This window comes from Paenibacillus sp. FSL W7-1279 (assembly GCF_037969845.1).
Classification (GTDB): Bacteria; Bacillota; Bacilli; order Paenibacillales; family Paenibacillaceae; genus Paenibacillus_AQ.
The window spans coordinates 2,036,212-2,053,132 of the sequence record NZ_CP150215.1; the positions used below are offsets into that span (position 1 = coordinate 2,036,212).

Consider the following 16,921-nt stretch of genomic DNA (forward strand, 5'->3'; position numbering starts at 1 on the left):
TTCGTGAAAGGAGGTACACCCGGATGGAAATGACGATCCTGCAAGTGTTTAACGGACTCAGCGTCAGCTCGATCCTATTATTGATTGCTCTTGGCTTAGCGGTGACGTTCGGCTTGATGAATGTCATTAATATGGCCCATGGCGAGCTGATCATGATCGGTGCTTACTCAACGTACGTCACGCAAGGTTTGTTTACCGCGTATATGCCGAAATCCTGGTTCGACACCTATTTCATCGCAGCTTTGCTTGTATCGTTCTTGGTTGCAGCCGCCGTCGGATGGCTGCTTGAAATGGTGCTCATCCGCCATCTGTACGGCAGGCCGCTGGATAGTCTGCTCGCTACATGGGGCGTCGGGATGATGCTCCAGCAAATCGCAAGATTCATCTTCGGCGCGCCGAATGTGGCTGTTACCAGCCCGTCCTGGCTAAACGGCGGGCTGGCGATCACTTCAAGCATCGTCCTTCCATACAAGCGGCTGTTCATCATCGTATTGGTGGCCGTCGTGCTGACAGCCATGTATCTCTATATTTATAGAACGGTCCAAGGCCGAAGAATGCGGGCGGTGATGCAAAATCGAAGCATGGCCGGGTGTCTCGGTATTTCAACCCGACGCGTGGACGGCCTGACGTTTGCGATCGGCTCGGGCATTGCCGGCATTGCCGGCTGCGCGTTAACATTGCTTGGCCCGATCGGTCCTTCGATCGGAACCTACTATATTGTCGATGCTTTCATGGTGGTGGTCCTTGGCGGCGTTGGGAAATTGATCGGCACGGTTGCCGGGGCGCTGGGCATTGGCGTGTTCAATACGCTGTTTGAGACCTACACTTCGGCATCCATCGGCAAAGTGCTGGTATTCGCCTGCATCGTGGCATTCCTGCAGTGGAAGCCACGCGGGCTCGTTGCACTACGAACACGCAGCCTGGATTAGAGAGGAGGGGATGGTATGGTGCTGAAATGGTTGACAGGAAACCCCGGCAGCCGATCGAAACGGATGATGTGGAGCGTGGTACTGCTCCTGATGTGTATGGCACCTTTGTTCACGACCCCTTTTCGCCTCGGTTTGTTAACGAAATTTCTGGCTTTGGCGATCCTGGCGGTCGGGCTTGATCTGATCTGGGGCTATGGCGGCATTTTAAGCCTTGGGCACGGCGTGTTCTTTGGATTAGGCGCTTATGCCATGGCCATGTATTTGAAGCTGGACGCCAGCGGCGCTTCCCTGCCTGATTTCATGGGATGGAGTGGGGTGACGGCGCTCCCATGGTTCTGGGAGCCGTTCCGATCGTTCCCCGCGGCCTTGCTACTGGGGATGCTGCTTCCGGCCCTGCTTGCGTTGATACTTGGATTCTTTACGTTTCGCAACCGGATCGTCGGCGTATATTTTACGATTCTGACGCAGGCTCTGGTTATGATTGTGGTTACGCTGTTTGTAGGCAAGCAGGAGTGGACAGGGGGCACGAACGGGCTTACGGGATACAATTCCATTTTGGGGTTTAATCTGAATGCGCCGTCAACGAAAATCGGGTTGTATTTTATTACGCTTGCCGCTTTGGCAGGAGCCTATATTCTGTGCCGAAGAATTGTGAACAGCAGGGTGGGCCAGGTGCTGGAAGCCTCAAGAGATGGGGAGAACCGGGTGCGGTTTCTGGGTTTTGACCCTTCCCGTTACAAGACCTTTGCCTTTGCCGTATCGGGCGGTCTGGCCGGGCTTGCAGGCATGCTGTTTGTCCTTCAGGTCGGCATTATTTCGCCGTCAATGATGGGCATCGTTCCATCCATTGAAATGGTGCTCTGGGTCGCTCTCGGCGGCAGGGGAACGCTGATCGGCGCTATTATTGGCGCCGTGCTGCTGAACGCGGCCAAGACCGGGATCAGCGAGGCTTATCCGGAAGGATGGCTGCTTGTATTGGGTGCATTATTTGTCATCGTTGTTGTGTTGATGCCAAAAGGATTGACCGGATTGTGGAGCAAGGTGGCTTCGTCATTATCTCGAAGAGGAGGGACTGTGCATGCAGCCGTACGCGAAGAGAGTTGATTTGCCGCTAGCTGTCCATGGTGAAGTCAGGGGTATCGGTATTTCCCCCATCGTGTTGTCCGCGGAGAACATTACGGTCACTTTTGGCGGGTTTGTGGCGGTAAACGGCATGAATCTGGCACTGCGTCAGCATGAGCTGCATTTTCTGATCGGCCCGAACGGCGCGGGAAAAACCACGATGCTGGACGTGATCTGCGGGAAAACAAAGCCTGCCGCAGGAAAGGTGCTGCTGGGGGACGGACTGGAAATCACCAGAAAGCGGGAGTATGAAATCGCCCGTCTCGGCGTGGGGCGAAAATTTCAAGCGCCGTCGGTATTTCCTAACCTGAGCGTCAAAGAAAACCTGGAGCTGACAGTCGATCCCGATCGAAGCGTGTTCCGTGCGCTGAAGGCCAGGAGAAATCGATGCACCACGTTCGAAATGAAGAAGGTTCTGGAGTTGATCGGGCTGCCCGATCGGATACACGTTCGGGCAGGCTCTCTGTCGCATGGAGAGAAGCAATGGCTGGAGATCGGCATGCTGCTGCTTCAGAAGCCGCGGCTTCTGCTGCTCGATGAGCCGGTGGCGGGGATGACGGACGAGGAGACGATGAAGACCGGCGCGCTCCTCCAGCGCATCGCCATGGAATGCTCCGTCGTTGTCGTTGAGCATGACATGGAGTTTGTGCGCTCTTTTGCCGCTAAGGTTACCGTGATGCATGAAGGGAAACTGCTGAAGGAAGGCTCCATGCAGGAGATTCAACGCGATCCGCTGGTAGCCGAGATTTATCTGGGAAAAAGGAGGGAGGCGAATGCTCAAGCTGCAGGGCATTGAATCGGGCTACGGGGAGAGCCCCGTCCTCCGCGGCGTATCCATGGTTGTCGACCCGGCGAAGGTCGTGTGTCTGGTAGGGCGCAACGGCGTCGGCAAAACCACGCTCATGCGGACCCTGATCGGGCAGTTGAAAATCCGGCAGGGACGGATGACTCTTGGCGAGCAGGAGGTTACCGGCTGGGATTCCGTAAAAAGAGCGAGAGGCGGCATCGGGTATGTTCCGCAAGGGCGCGAGATTTTTCCCCAGCTTACCGTGAAGGAAAATCTGCTGCTCGGACTTGAGCCAATCGTGCCGAGGAGGAAGGCATTCCCGGAGGATGTGTTAGCCCTGTTCCCAGTGCTGCCCCAAATGTACCACCGTCAAGGCGGTGATTTAAGCGGTGGTCAGCAGCAGCAGCTAGCCTTTGCGAGGGCGCTCGCTTCCAGACCCAAGGTGCTGCTGCTCGACGAGCCGACCGAGGGAATCCAGCCTTCCATCGTGGAGGAAATTCAAGACGTGATCCGGGGGATCAAAGCCAAAGGGGAAACGTCGGTCATTCTGGTGGAGCAGAGCATCGAGTTTGTTCGGAGCGTAGCCGACTATATTTATGTCATGGATAAAGGCACAATTGTTGCCGAAGGGGTACAGGATGCTATCGATATGGAGCAGTTCGAGCATTATTTGACGGTCTAAGGAAGAGTACTCATTCGAGTTCATTGGCGTTTTGGAGATAAATTATCATCATCATTTGAATAAATAGAAGGTTGTCTCTGTAAGGGTTCGTTTTTTCCACCTGCAGGGGCAGCTCTTTTTTTTATTTAGATCTTGCTATTTTTGAGATGCGGGGTTAGAATGTGAGTGATTCAACTTGTACGTACATTTATAAGTAGATCGATAATTATTGTATATAGGTATGTACAAGTTAGTGAGCAAGCATTCATACAGGAGGCGTTATTATTATGAAATTGAAACCGCATTCTTTTTGGTTCGTCACCGGAAGCCAGCACTTGTATGGTCCCGAAACGCTGGAGCAGGTAGCTGAGCATTCCCGCATCGTGGCAACGGAGTTTGATAAAGATCCTGTATTTTCCTACCCCATTGTGTTCAAGCCGATCGTAACGACACCCGATGAAATATACAACCTGATTCTTGAGGCTAACAACGATGAGTCCTGCGCAGGGATTATGACCTGGATGCATACCTTCTCCCCGGCCAAAATGTGGATTGCGGGGCTAGCCCAATTGCAGAAGCCGCTTCTTCATTTCCATACCCAATTCAACCGGGATATCCCTTGGGAAACGATTGATATGGACTTTATGAATTTGAACCAATCCGCTCACGGTGATCGCGAGTATGGTCATATCGGTGCCCGTCTCGGAATTGCCCGCAAGGTGGTTGTGGGCCATTGGGAAGACGGGGAGGTTCGTGACAGCATTGCCGGCTGGATGCGGACCGCCGCGGCCTATGCCGAAAGCCGCAGGCTGAAGGTGGCCCGCTTCGGCGATAATATGCGCCAGGTGGCAGTAACCGAAGGAGATAAAGTAGAAGCGCAAATCAAGCTTGGCTGGTCCGTGAACGGTTATGGCATCGGCGATCTTGTGCAGTCCATGAATGAAGTCGGCGATGATGAGGTAAAAGCCCTCTTGAATGAATATGCCGACTTGTATTCGATAACCAAGGAAGGGCTTAGCGATGGCCCTGTACGCGATTCCATTGCGTACCAAGCCCGGATCGAGATTGCGCTTCGTCGTTTCCTCGAGGAAGGCGGCTTTGGCGCATTCACGACGACCTTTGAGGATCTGCATGGAATGAAGCAGCTTCCGGGACTCGCCGTACAGCGTCTGATGGAGTCGGGTTACGGCTTCGGCGGGGAAGGGGATTGGAAAACAGCTGCCTTGACCCGTGTATTGAAGGTGCTTGCCGGCAATAAAAGCACTTCCTTCATGGAGGACTACACCTATCACTTCGAGCCGGGGAATCATATGATTCTTGGATCGCACATGCTGGAGGTATGTCCGACCATCGCATTGGATAAACCGACGCTGGAGGTTCATCCGCTCGGGATCGGGGGCAAGGGAGATCCGGCACGTCTCGTGTTTAACGGCCAGGACGGCCCAGCTGTGAATGCTTCCCTGGTTGATCTCGGACACCGTTTCAGACTGCTGGTGAATGTGGTGGATGGCGTCAAGGTTGAACAGCCGATGCCGAAGCTGCCGGTTGCCCGTGTGCTGTGGAAACCGCAGCCATCCCTTCGCGAGTCTGCGGAAGCGTGGATTTTGGCTGGCGGAGCGCACCATACCGTTCTATCTTATGCCATGACGGCAGAGCATTTGAGCGATTGGGCGGAGATGGTCGGCATTGAAGCGGTCATTATTGATAAGGATACAACGATACCTCGCTTCAAGAACGAGCTGCGTTGGAGTGAAGCCGCATACCGTCTGCGGTAACTGGTTCTGTCGGCATTCCCCTGGCCTGTGTTACAATAGCGAGATAACTTAGGATTGCAGGTGATCCTAACATAATGAGTGCGTGAGGCTAGAGGTGAATGATGAATAATAGACGGATACCCAAATATATTGTATTAAAAAACGAACTGCTCTCCTGGTTTGAATCCGGAAGGCTTCAAGCAGGCAAACAGGTTCCTTCGGAGCATGAAATCGCCGACCAGTTCGGCGTAAGCCGCCAGACGGTCCGCCAAACCTTCGGCGAGCTGGAGAAGGAGGGCTGGCTGGAACGGATTCAGGGAAAAGGGACGTTCGCCAGAAATCCCGACCGGCGGGAGAGTGAGCAGGTTAAGACGATCGGCATCATTACAACCTACATCTCGGATTATATCTTCCCGCATATCGTTCGGGGAGCGGAGGCGGAGCTGCGCAGCAAGGGATATCGCCTGCTGCTCTCTAGTACCGATAACAACAAGGTGAAGGAGATGGAGAGTCTTCAGCTCATGACCAGTCAGCCGCTCAGCGGGCTCATTATCGAGCCGACCAAGAGTGCGGAGGGCAACCCGAATTTGACGTATTTCCTGTCCCTGCAGGAGAAGGGAATTCCGTTTTTGATGATCAATGAGAAGTATCGGGAGCTGGAATGTCCTTGTCTGAAGCTTGATGATGAGCTTGGCGGTTACAAGGCCACACGTCATTTGATCGAGAACGGACACCAGGCGATAGCCGGATTCTTCAAGCGGGATGATCTTCAAGGCGTGAACCGGCTGAAAGGCTTCTTACGTGCACATCGCGAGGCTGGAATTCCCGTTTCACCGGAGCGGGTGGTTACGTATACAACGGAACAGAAGGGAAGTCTTCCGTATGATCAGGCCATCCAGTTGCTGAAGCAGCCGGAGGAGCAGCGACCGACGGGGTTTGTATGTTATAACGACGAGCTGGCTGTATCTTTAGCGGAGGCTGCCGGGCAATGCGGGCTGCATATTCCGCAGGATGTGTCCATGGTCGGCTTCGATGATTCGACGCTTGCCGTTGCTTCCGGCGTGAAGCTGACGACGATGACCCACCCGAAGACAGAGATGGGAATCATGGCGGCCAGACAATTAATTAGTATGATTGAGTTTCATACCGTTATAGAGGATACGGTGTTTCAGCCGGAGCTGGTGGAGAGAGAATCGGTGAAGAAACGGTAGAGATAAGGGAGTGCAAGGTCCGAGTTTCGGACTCTTGTTTGCCAACTTGTACGTACAACTATATTTTTCAAATATAGAGAGGAGCGGTTGTTCATGTTGGAGGATTTAAAGCAGCAGGTGCTGGAGGCGAATCTGGAGCTTCCGAAGCACGGACTCGTTACCTTTACATGGGGAAATGTCAGCGGCATCGACCGTGAACGTGGACTGTTTGTCATTAAGCCAAGCGGTGTGCCTTATGAGGATTTGAAAGCGGCCGACATGGTCGTTCTGGATTTGAAGGGAAATGTCGTTGAAGGGGATATGCGCCCCTCCTCCGATACCCCGACTCATCTGGTCCTATATCAGAACTTTAAAGAGATTGGCGGAATTGTGCATACCCACTCTCCGTGGGGAACGAGTTGGGCTCAAGCCGGACGTGCGCTTCCTGCCTACGGAACGACGCACGCCGACTATTTTTACGGAGAGATTCCGGTTACGCGGCCCATGACCCGCGAAGAAATTGAGGGAGCCTATGAGCTGGAGACGGGCAACGTTATTGTCGAGCGATTCGCGGACCTGGATCCGAACATGGTGCCCGGGGTGCTTGTCCATTCGCATGCGCCATTCGTGTGGGGCAAGGATCCGCATAATGCGGTGCATAACGCGGTAGTGTTAGAGGAATGCGCTAAAATTGCAGCCCGGATGCAGCAAATTAATCCGGAAACCGAACCGATGGATCAGACGCTGCTGGATCGCCATTTTTTGCGGAAGCATGGAGTTAATGCCTATTACGGTCAAAAGTAACTTGTATTCATCATTAATGATTTCATCTGTAGGAGGAAATAAGATGGGGAATAAATACACCATTGGTGTTGATTACGGAACACAGTCCGGGCGAGCGGTGTTGGTTAATTTGGCTGACGGGCAGGAAGTAGCGGATCATGTTACGCCTTACCGGCATCATGTCATCGATGAATTTTTGCCAGGTTCCGGTAAGAAGCTGGAGCACGATTGGGCGCTGCAGCATCCGGGGGATTATCTGGAGGTTCTGAAGGTATCCGTGCCTGCCGTTATTCAGCAATCCGGCATTGATCCGGCGGATGTGATCGGCATCGGCATTGATTTTACGGCTTGCACCATGCTGCCCGTTGACGAGCTTGGGGAGCCGCTCTGCTTCCAACCGGAGCTGGCCGACCAGCCGCACAGCTGGGTTAAGCTGTGGAAGCATCATGCCGCCCAGCCTGAAGCAGACAAGATCAACGCGATTGCCGCTGAGCGCGGAGAAGCCTTCTTGCCCCGCTATGGCGGGAAGATTTCTTCCGAATGGATGATTGCCAAGGTATGGCAAATTCTTGATGAGGCACCGGCGATCTATGAACGTGCGGACCGATTCCTGGAAGCGACCGATTGGGTCATTTCCCAAATGACCGGCCAGATTGTTCGCAACAGCTGTACGGCTGGTTACAAAGCGATATGGCATAAACAAGACGGATATCCAAGCAAGGAATATTTTAAGGCGCTGGATCCCCGGCTGGAGGATCTGACCGATACGAAGCTGCGCGGAGAGGTCCGTCCCCTCGGCAGCAGCGCAGGCGGTCTTACTGAGAAGATGGCGGAGATGATGGGCTTAACTCCAGGGATTGCCGTGGCCGTCGGCAACGTTGACGCTCATGCCGCGGTGCCTGCGGTCGGTGTCGTCACACCGGGCAAGCTGGTAATGGCGATGGGCACATCGATCTGCCATATGCTGCTCGGTACCGAAGAGAAGCAGGTTGAAGGGATGTGCGGTGTCGTCGAGGATGGCATCATTCCCGGATTATACGGTTATGAAGCCGGGCAATCGGCAGTAGGCGATATTTTTGAATGGTACGTCGAGGAAGCGCTTCCCGCGTATGTAAAAGAAGCTGCGTCCGAGGAAGGAATCGGCGTGCATCAATGGCTTGAGCGAGAAGCGGCTGCCTATAAGCCGGGTCAAACCGGATTGCTTGCACTGGATTGGTGGAACGGCAACCGTTCCGTGCTGGTGGATACGGATCTGACCGGGCTGATGTTAGGGATGACCCTGTTGACGAAGCCGCAGGAAATCTACCGCGCCTTGCTTGAGGCGACCGCATTCGGTACGCGCAAAATCGTGGACGCTTTTCACGAGAACGGTGTCGCGGTGGACGTCCTGTATGCTTGCGGCGGACTGCCTCAAAAGAACCGTCTCTTGATGCAGATTTATGCGGATGTGACGAATCGCGAAATTATGGTGGCTGATTCCAAACAGACGCCGGCGCTTGGCGCCGCGATGTTCGCTGCAGTCGCTGCGGGCGAGGCGCAGGGCGGGTATGATTCGATTATCGATGCCGCCGAGAAGATGGCACGGGTGAAGGAAGAGACCTTCAAGCCGATTCCGGAGCATGTGGAAGTGTATGAGCAGCTGTATCAGGAATACAGCAAGCTGCATGACTATTTTGGCCGGGGCGAAAACGACGTGATGAAGCGGCTGAAACGAATTAAGCAAACGGCTGAATAGGCCCTGTCAGACTAGAAGCCTGAATAAATACGGCAGGATGGGATGAAGGAGAGGAACGAACGTGACGGATTACTTGAACGATGCAAAAGGTTTAATGAACCGGATTAGGGAGCAGCAGCCGACGTTCCGCGGGCTAGAAACCATGGTGCTTGAGCCCGGCGCTGTGCAAGACGTGCCTTCGTATCTTAAACGGCAGGGCCTCAGTTCACCAATCGTTGTTGCAGATGCGAATACGTATGAAGCGGCGGGTAAAAAGCTGGTGCAGAGCCTGGAAGCCGATGGTCAGAAGCCCCGGCTGTGTCTGATTCAGCCAGATGAGCAAGGCGACGTTGTCGCGGATGAACGCTCCTTGATGCAGCTGTTTATCGAAGTGGAGCCTGAAGGGACAGGATGCCTGATCGCTGTGGGGTCCGGGACCATTCATGACATTACGCGCTTTGTGAGTCATCGGAGCGGCAAACCCTTCATCTCGGTGCCTACGGCACCTTCGGTCGACGGCTTTACTTCGGCGGGAGCGCCGATCGTGATCCGGGGAGTCAAGCAAACCTTTGCGGCCACGGCTCCGATCGCGATATTCGCCGATCCGGACATTCTTGTGAAGGCACCGCAGCCGCTGGTAGCGGCAGGCTTTGGCGATATGCTAGGCAAATATACATCGCTGCTGGATTGGAAATTCTCTTCGACCACGGCCGGCGAGCCCTATGATGAACAGGTGGCGGCCATTACGGAGAAGGCGCTTGAGGCTTGCATTCAGCATGTGGAGGCGATTGGCCAGCGCACGGAGGAAGGGATCCGCATTCTGATGACGGCTTTGATCGAGTCGGGTATCGCGATGCTGCTGTTCGGTCAGTCCCACCCTGCCTCCGGGGCGGAGCATCATCTGTCGCATTATTGGGAGATGGAGTACTTGCGCCGCGGCAACCGGGCCCTGCTGCATGGTGCCAAAGTGGGGGTGGCCTGCAGCGAAATATCGAGCCTTTATCACGACGCGGCCGATAAGGGCATGTATCCTCATGCCGAGCCTACACACTGGGCGACATATAGAGAGCAGGTTCGGGAGTGGCTGCGTAAGGTCCCTTCGAAGGAGGAGATCGCCGAGCTGCTGCGGCAAGCCGGAGGTCCGTCAACCCTGCAGGAGCTTGGCATTGATGACGAGCTGTTCCGGGAGAGTCTTCAGGAGGCGCACACGCTGCGCGACCGCCATACCATTTTGAGGGCATTGAACGAGGCCAAGGTTGGTTAGGAAAGACGGAGCAGTCCATGGAAGTGGATGAATCATGAACTGTAATCGTTCAATAAAACAGTGAAGTTATCATTCGTGTTCTTAACACAGGCATATGATGATATCTATGAAAAAGAGGCTCTTTATGATCGAATGATCATGGAGAGCCCCTTTTTGTTGAAATCCTTTGTGTCTCAAAGTATTCAAATAACGAAGATATCAGTATTTCCTTTTAATCTTCCTTCACATCATACAGCACGCGGGCCAACAGGTCCTGGCTGTAGTTGCCGAAATGCTTGCCGTAAATCGTTAAACCGCGTTTATTAACAGATCGCTCGTTAACGGCGATCCTGAAGGTGAGCTCGCTCTTGTAATCAAGCTGAATCTGGTTCAGACCGACATCCGAAATGCGGCATCCATCGATAAAGCTGCCTTCCTTGTTAATCCGGATCAGCTTCAACATGCCGTATTGGTTCAAATGCGGCGGCCACCATTCAGGGTTGAAGGTACCCCGTTTGTCCCCGAAATCTCCCGGACTTGTCCAACTGCCAATCTCGATCCCGTTAACGTAAAAGAAAATGTCCGACGGATAATTGTCGCAATATCCCGGCGCCTCGGAGCCAAGCTCTAGAGAGAATTGGATCTCGCGGAACGATTGGTTGGACTTCAAATAATTCGGAATCCGGTATTCCAGGAAACCTTCGGTAAGCCAGATGATCTCCGAGTTGATCCGCTCCGGATCGGCGAAATAACGCGGATCGTCAAAATCTCCGATAATGCTGTCCTTGGTCGCAAGCCCGCAGGTCGGGATAGCTTGATAATCGCTGTAATGGCCAACCTGAATCTCCACCTCGTACAAGTTATCAATGTCCTTGCTGCGAAGATCAACCATGAGGGTATCTTTGTTCAGGTAGCAGATTTTCTGAATGCCATGCTTCCCGCCAGTCGTATTGATTTCGATCAGGCCGCTATCTTCCAATTTCTTGATATGCATAGTAATAGCGCCATTGCTGAGATTCAGCTTGTTCGCGAGATCGTTCAGGTTCAAGCTTTGGTTCTTGGCCAGCAGTTCCAAAATTTGAATGCGAATTTCCGAGCTGAGCGCTTTAAAGATGTCAAGCCCGCTCATTAAATCTTTAATGTAGATCATCTTATCTCAAACCTTCTTCCGATTAAAGGATTATATAACGATGGTAAATAGGTAAAGTTGTTTATTTCAAATAATTATAAATCAATATGTGCGCTAAATAAAGATGCCATCTGATTCTGCGTGATTTTTATTGGAAAAACAAGAAATTGATCAGTGGAAACTCATTTTGTTTGAAATTATTATGAAAATAATAACTCGAAATACACGGGAAAATGGTGATTTTGAGCAGGATTAAACGATCTTTTAGGGATAAAAGCAATTCATTTCTAATTTATATAAATCATTTTATATTTCTATATTTACAGCTGACCTCTCATATGATATTTTATACTTGAAAACGAATTCATTCAATATTATTTGAATTGTTTCATAATTATATTAACGGAAGGTGAAGGACTTGGCAGCTGAGAAATTGAAAGCACGTATGATCGTGGATAAGTCGTTTCGGATCGCGCAAGTTGATAACCGTATTTATGGTTCGTTCATTGAACATCTAGGCCGTGCTGTATATGGTGGGATTTACGAACCCGGCCATGAAACCGCGGATGCAGGAGGTTTTCGTAACGACGTAAAGGAACTGATCAAGGAACTGGATGTCCCGATTATAAGATATCCCGGCGGGAATTTTGTATCGGGCTATAACTGGGAAGATGGCGTAGGTCCTGTTGCCGAACGGCCAAAGCGGCTGGAGCTGGCCTGGAGAACGCTGGAGCCGAACGATGTCGGCACGAACGAGTTTATATCCTGGGCCAAGGAAGTGGGTTCGGATGTCATGATGGCCGTGAACCTGGGTACTCGGGGGATCGATGCCGCCAGAAATCTGCTGGAATACACCAACCATCCCGGAGGCACATATTGGAGTGATCTAAGACGCAGTCATGGTTATGAACAGCCGCACAAGATCAAGACCTGGTGTCTTGGCAACGAGATGGATGGACCTTGGCAGATCGGACATAAGACCTCGACGGAATACGGCCGGCTTGCGCTGGAGACGGCAAAAGCCATGCGGCTTGTCGACCCGACCATTGAACTGGTTTCATGCGGAAGCTCGAGCACGGGGATGCCTACATTCCCTGAATGGGAAGCCGTGACGCTGGATCATACGTACGAGGCGGTTGATTACATATCGCTGCATCAATATTACGGTAACCGCGATAACGATACCGCCAACTATCTGGCCCTTTCCCTGGATATGGATCACTTTATTCATACGGTCAAATCCACCTGCGATTACATCAAGGCTAAGAAACGCAGCAAAAAGACAATGTATCTCAGCTTCGACGAGTGGAATGTCTGGTACCATTCCAATGACGCCGACAGGCAGATTGATCCATGGAGCATTGCTCCGCCGCAGCTGGAGGATGTGTATAATTTCGAAGATGCCATTCTTGTCGGCAGCATGCTGATCACCTTCCTGCGCCACGCAGACCGGGTGAAGATGGCTTGCCTGGCACAGCTCGTCAACGTAATCGCGCCGATTATGACCGAGAACGGCGGCCGTTCTTGGAAGCAGACGATCTTTTATCCGTATCTGCATGCTTCCAGATTTGGCCGGGGCGTATCGCTGCTGCCGATCGTTGAGTCACCGAAGTATGATTCCAAGGATTTTACCGATGTTCCGTATTTGGACAGTGCGGTTGTTCATAACGAAGAGGATGAAGAAATTACGATCTTTGCCGTGAATCGTCATCTGGAGGAAGCATTGGAGCTCGAATGTGATGTGCGCAGCTTTGAAGGCTACCGGCTGTTGGAGCATATCGTCATGGAGCATGAGGATCTGAAAGCGGTGAATACCGCATCCGAGGAAAGAGTCAAGCCTCATCACCAGGGTGGAGCTAAGCTTGATAATGGCATGGTTACCGCAAGGCTTGGCAAAGCATCATGGAACGTTATTCGCTTGAAAAAAGCTTAAGGAAATTCACGGGGCAGTTGAATCATGGGCTGCCCCATCTCCCAACTACTCATATCAAATTACACACATTATGAAAGCGCTTTATTTCTGGAGGAGAGCAGAAGTACGATTTTTGAAGTGTAGGTTTGTATGAACGAACATTAAGGGAGGTCCAGTAGGATGATGAAAAAATGGATGGTTGTATTCATGGTGTTATGTTTGACGCTGTTTCTGTGGGGGTGCGGTAAATCGAACAATGCCGGCGGCGAAACCTCGGTTCTGGATGGCGGGGCAGGGGAAAGCGCTACGGAGTTGTCTTATTGGACGTTTGTTGAGCTGCATGGACAGCATTTCGAGAAAATGCTGGGTAAATGGAACGCTGAGAATCCCGAACGCCAAATCAAGCTGAACGTGACGGTCATGCCGTATGACGACATGCATAACAAATTGTCTATTGCGGTTCAATCGGGGACAGGGGCACCCGACATTGCGGATATCGAGCTTGGGAAGTTTCCGGATTTCCTGTCCGGTACGCCGCAGCTGGAACCGCTCAATGACGTGATTGATCCATACCGGGATACCATCGTCAAATCCCGAATTGACTTATACAGCAAGGAAGATGTTAACTACGGCATCCCGACCCATGTTGGCGCATCCGTAGCCTTCTATAATACCGAGATTTTGGAGGAGGCCGGGGTCAACTTTGAGGATATCGTAACTTGGGAGGATTTCAAGCAGGCGGGTATCCAGGTGTATGAAAAAACGGGCAAGTACATGGGAACAGCCGATACAAGCGCAGCCTGGCAAGCTTCCATGCTATTGGCGCAGCAAGGCGCGGATCTGACGGACGATTCCGGCAATCCGATCGTGAACTCGGAAGCGATGGTGAAGGCCATGACACTTCTCAAGGACTTGCAGGATAACAATGTCATAGCGACCATTGCCGGCGGCCAGCCCGATACCGAGGAAGCCTATGGGGAGTTTAATGCAGGAAATTACGCTACGGCCTTTATGCCGCTGTGGCAAATGTCCAGATACACCAACTACATGTCCGACTTGTCCGGGAAAATAGCCATCGCGCCGATTCCGGTCATTGAAGAAGGAATGCCAAGATCGGTTGGCGGCGGCGGCACCGGCACGGTCGTTACCAAGACCGCAAAAGACGTACAGCTGGCGAAAGACTTTCTGGCATTCGCCAAGCTGTCCCTGGATGCCAATAAAGAGATCTGGAACACGCTTGGATTCGATCCGGTTAATATGGACGTTTGGGACATGAAGGATGTTACGCACAATGCCGAGAATCAGTTCGTGAAATATTTTGTCAATAACCCGTTTGATGTGTTGAATGAGATCCGGGATGAAATCCGGTTAATCAAATCGACCTCCGCATCGCCTACCATCAACAACGTCCTGTGCACCACGACCTTCAACGAGATTTTTGAGGATGGCAAGGACATTACCGAAGCACTGAATGATGCCCAAAAGCAAATTGAACAGGAATTGAAATGACACTCGCTCATACGGTACAAAAACGAAGAGCTGCTCATGGATTCGTCGGTGAGCGGCTCTCATTAAAGGAGTAGAATCATGATTAAAAAATTTCTGTACTCGCAAAAGGTTGCTCCTTACGTGTTTGTCCTGCCCTTTATTTTGGTATTCCTCATATTCTGGGTGTTTCCGCTGGGCAGCTCGTTTAGCATGAGCTTTCAGAAGACGCAGCTCGGGCAGGAGGCGGATTGGATCGGCTTGGCTAACTACGGGAAGCTGATGGGGGACGGCGTCTTTCTGAAGGCGGTGACGAACAGCGCGATATACATGATCCTGACGCTCCTTATCCTGATTCCGTTCCCCATGCTGTTTGCTGTGCTGATCAACAATAAGTTTATGTGGGGAAGAGAGTTTTTTAAGTCATCCTTTTTCTTCCCGGCACTGACGTCGGTTGTTGTAGCAGGCACCATTTTTCGGCTGATGTTCGGCGAGATGGAAGGGTCGCTCATTAACAGTATACTGGGGTGGTTCGGGATCGACCCGGTGAAGTTTCTGAAGGGACAGGTTACCGGTTTTATTGCTCTGGTGGCTCTTGCCACATGGCGGTGGACGGGAGTGAATATGCTCTATTTTTTATCTGGGCTTAAAAACATCCCGGGCGAATATTACGAGGCGGCATCCATCGATGGGGCTTCGGCCTTTCAGAAGTTTACCAAAATCACGATGCCTTTGTTGAAGCCGACCACGATTTATGTGTTAACGATCAGCATTTATGCGGGGCTTGCCATGTTTATCGAGAGCATGATGCTCTGGAACGGCAACAACTCCCCGAAAAATATCGGTCTCACGATCGTCGGTTATCTGTACCGTCAAGGCATTGAGAAGAACAATCTGGGTTATGCGGCCGCTGTAGGGATTGTGCTGCTGGCAATCACCATGCTCATTAACCTGACGCAGCTGAAGCTCTCCGGCATGTTCAAGAAGGAGGATTGAGGATGAGAAGAGAAACGCTGGTCAAAATAATCCTCTTCATTTTGTTCTCCATACTGTGCTTTCTAATCCTGGTCCCTTTCTATGCCGTCACCATTGCCTCGTTTAAACCCGGCGAGGATTTGATCCGGTATGGACTGAATCTGAAATTTGACCTGTCGGTGATGAGCCTGGACAATTTCACCTACCTGTTTACAGGGGATCACTCCTACTTCATGTGGTTTTTTAACTCCTTGCTCCTTACGGTGGTGCAGGTTACGTTAACCCTGCTGGTCAGTGCAACCGTTGCCTACGGGTTTGCAGCCTACGATTTCATCGGCAAGAACTTCTTGTTTATCTGCGTGCTTCTGATTATGATGGTTCCTTTTGAAATTCTTCTTCTTCCGCTATACTCCCTGACGTACAACCTGGGCCTAATGAATTCATATTCGGCGATAGTCCTGCCGGGGATCGCGAGCGCGGCCACGATTTTCTTCTTCAGGCAGTATTTAAGAGGGGTTCCAAAAGAAATGATTGCGGCAGGGCGGGTGGACGGCGCGACCGAATACGGAATCTATATGCGGCTGATCCTGCCTGTGATGAAGCCATCCTTCGCTGCTATGGCGATTCTGAACGGCATGAACAGCTGGAACAACTTTCTATGGCCGTTCATGGTGCTCAGCGACGATAGCAAGTATACCCTTCCGATCGGATTGAAGACGCTCTTGACCCCTTACGGGAACAACTATGATTTATTAATTGTCGGCTCCTTTTTCTCGATCATCCCGATCTTTATTTTATTCATGGCCTTCCAGAAGTATTTTATCGACGGAATGACGGCTGGGGCGGTGAAAGGATGATCGCTTGATTGACAGGAAGGACCCGACCTTGCAGGCGGCACCCAAATCCGCTATGATACAAGGAAACCTGCGTGCTTACGTGTTTGATTTGAAGAATGAGGTGACCGTACCCTTGCATCCTGTAACTCGGGCTCTATTATGGATAGGTGGCGCTCTAATTGTGATCGGGCTGCTGTGGCCTGTCATTGGACGATTTGTCGGCCGGCTGCCAGGTGACATCGTGGTGGATAAACCCCATGTCAAAATTTATTTTCCGATTGTAACCTGCCTCGTCATCAGCGTGGTGGGCTCGTTGATTCTGTTTCTGATCCAGCAGTTTCGTAAATAGCAGGGATATCATCAGAAAAACGTCTATCGACGTACTTACTTTAGAAGACAGA

The 16,921-nt window shown here is 51.8% G+C and carries 15 protein-coding genes; 14 read left to right on the forward strand and 1 reads right to left on the reverse strand.

Annotated elements, in window-relative coordinates; translation table 11 throughout:
• Window positions 1-23 precede the first annotated feature (23 nt).
• The 9 genes from urtB (at window position 24) to MKY82_RS08865 (ending at window position 10,204) form a co-directional block, all read left to right on the forward strand.
• Window positions 24-929, forward strand: coding sequence for an urea ABC transporter permease subunit UrtB (gene urtB, locus MKY82_RS08825; protein ID WP_220686106.1), 906 nt, complete (start codon window positions 24-26; stop codon window positions 927-929).
• Between the two features lie 15 nt (window positions 930-944).
• Window positions 945-2,033, forward strand: a complete 1,089-nt coding sequence (urtC, locus tag MKY82_RS08830; protein WP_194541550.1) for an urea ABC transporter permease subunit UrtC — start codon at window positions 945-947, stop codon at window positions 2,031-2,033.
• Window positions 2,008-2,847, forward strand: coding sequence for an urea ABC transporter ATP-binding protein UrtD (gene urtD / locus MKY82_RS08835; RefSeq protein WP_339295958.1), 840 nt, complete (start codon window positions 2,008-2,010; stop codon window positions 2,845-2,847). Before urtC ends, urtD begins: the two co-directional genes overlap by 26 nt.
• Window positions 2,825-3,520: an urea ABC transporter ATP-binding subunit UrtE gene (gene urtE / locus MKY82_RS08840; protein ID WP_194541551.1), complete on the forward strand. Its 696-nt coding sequence runs from the start codon at window positions 2,825-2,827 to the stop codon at window positions 3,518-3,520. The genes urtD and urtE overlap by 23 nt, the downstream gene beginning before the upstream one ends.
• Window positions 3,521-3,786: 266 nt before the next feature.
• Window positions 3,787-5,274, forward strand: a complete 1,488-nt coding sequence (gene araA, locus MKY82_RS08845) for an L-arabinose isomerase (RefSeq protein WP_194541552.1) — start codon at window positions 3,787-3,789, stop codon at window positions 5,272-5,274.
• 101 nt (window positions 5,275-5,375) lie between these two features.
• Window positions 5,376-6,464, forward strand: a complete 1,089-nt coding sequence (locus MKY82_RS08850; protein WP_220686104.1) for a GntR family transcriptional regulator — start codon at window positions 5,376-5,378, stop codon at window positions 6,462-6,464.
• 93 nt (window positions 6,465-6,557) lie between these two features.
• Complete coding sequence (araD, locus tag MKY82_RS08855) at window positions 6,558-7,247, forward strand: L-ribulose-5-phosphate 4-epimerase (protein WP_071222819.1); 690 nt, start codon at window positions 6,558-6,560, stop codon at window positions 7,245-7,247.
• 43 nt (window positions 7,248-7,290) lie between these two features.
• Window positions 7,291-8,961, forward strand: a complete 1,671-nt coding sequence (locus tag MKY82_RS08860; protein ID WP_339295959.1) for a ribulokinase — start codon at window positions 7,291-7,293, stop codon at window positions 8,959-8,961.
• Window positions 8,962-9,022: 61 nt separating this feature from the next.
• Window positions 9,023-10,204: a sn-glycerol-1-phosphate dehydrogenase gene (locus tag MKY82_RS08865; RefSeq protein WP_339295960.1), complete on the forward strand. Its 1,182-nt coding sequence runs from the start codon at window positions 9,023-9,025 to the stop codon at window positions 10,202-10,204.
• Window positions 10,205-10,415: 211 nt separating this feature from the next.
• Here the strand turns inward: MKY82_RS08865 and MKY82_RS08870 are convergent, their stop codons facing one another.
• Window positions 10,416-11,333: a winged helix-turn-helix transcriptional regulator gene (locus MKY82_RS08870; protein ID WP_194541556.1), complete on the reverse strand. Its 918-nt coding sequence runs from the start codon at window positions 11,331-11,333 to the stop codon at window positions 10,416-10,418.
• 424 nt (window positions 11,334-11,757) lie between these two features.
• Here MKY82_RS08870 and MKY82_RS08875 point away from each other — a divergent pair, with 424 nt between their 5' ends.
• From MKY82_RS08875 to MKY82_RS08895, 5 genes are all read left to right on the forward strand, one after another.
• Window positions 11,758-13,245 (forward strand): alpha-N-arabinofuranosidase, encoded by a 1,488-nt coding sequence (locus MKY82_RS08875; RefSeq protein ID WP_339224366.1) that lies wholly within the window; start codon window positions 11,758-11,760, stop codon window positions 13,243-13,245.
• A gap of 159 nt (window positions 13,246-13,404) precedes the next feature.
• Window positions 13,405-14,733 carry an extracellular solute-binding protein gene (locus tag MKY82_RS08880; protein ID WP_194541557.1) on the forward strand — a complete coding sequence of 443 codons (1,329 nt, stop codon included), beginning with the start codon at window positions 13,405-13,407 and terminating at the stop codon, window positions 14,731-14,733.
• Between the two features lie 78 nt (window positions 14,734-14,811).
• A complete protein-coding gene (locus tag MKY82_RS08885) occupies window positions 14,812-15,705 on the forward strand; it encodes a sugar ABC transporter permease (RefSeq protein ID WP_194541558.1) in 894 nt (297 codons plus the stop codon).
• A gap of 2 nt (window positions 15,706-15,707) precedes the next feature.
• A complete protein-coding gene (locus MKY82_RS08890; RefSeq protein WP_071222826.1) occupies window positions 15,708-16,541 on the forward strand; it encodes a carbohydrate ABC transporter permease in 834 nt (277 codons plus the stop codon).
• 112 nt (window positions 16,542-16,653) lie between these two features.
• Window positions 16,654-16,869, forward strand: coding sequence for a DUF2905 domain-containing protein (locus MKY82_RS08895; RefSeq protein ID WP_071223055.1), 216 nt, complete (start codon window positions 16,654-16,656; stop codon window positions 16,867-16,869).
• The last annotated feature ends 52 nt before the right edge of the window (window positions 16,870-16,921 follow it).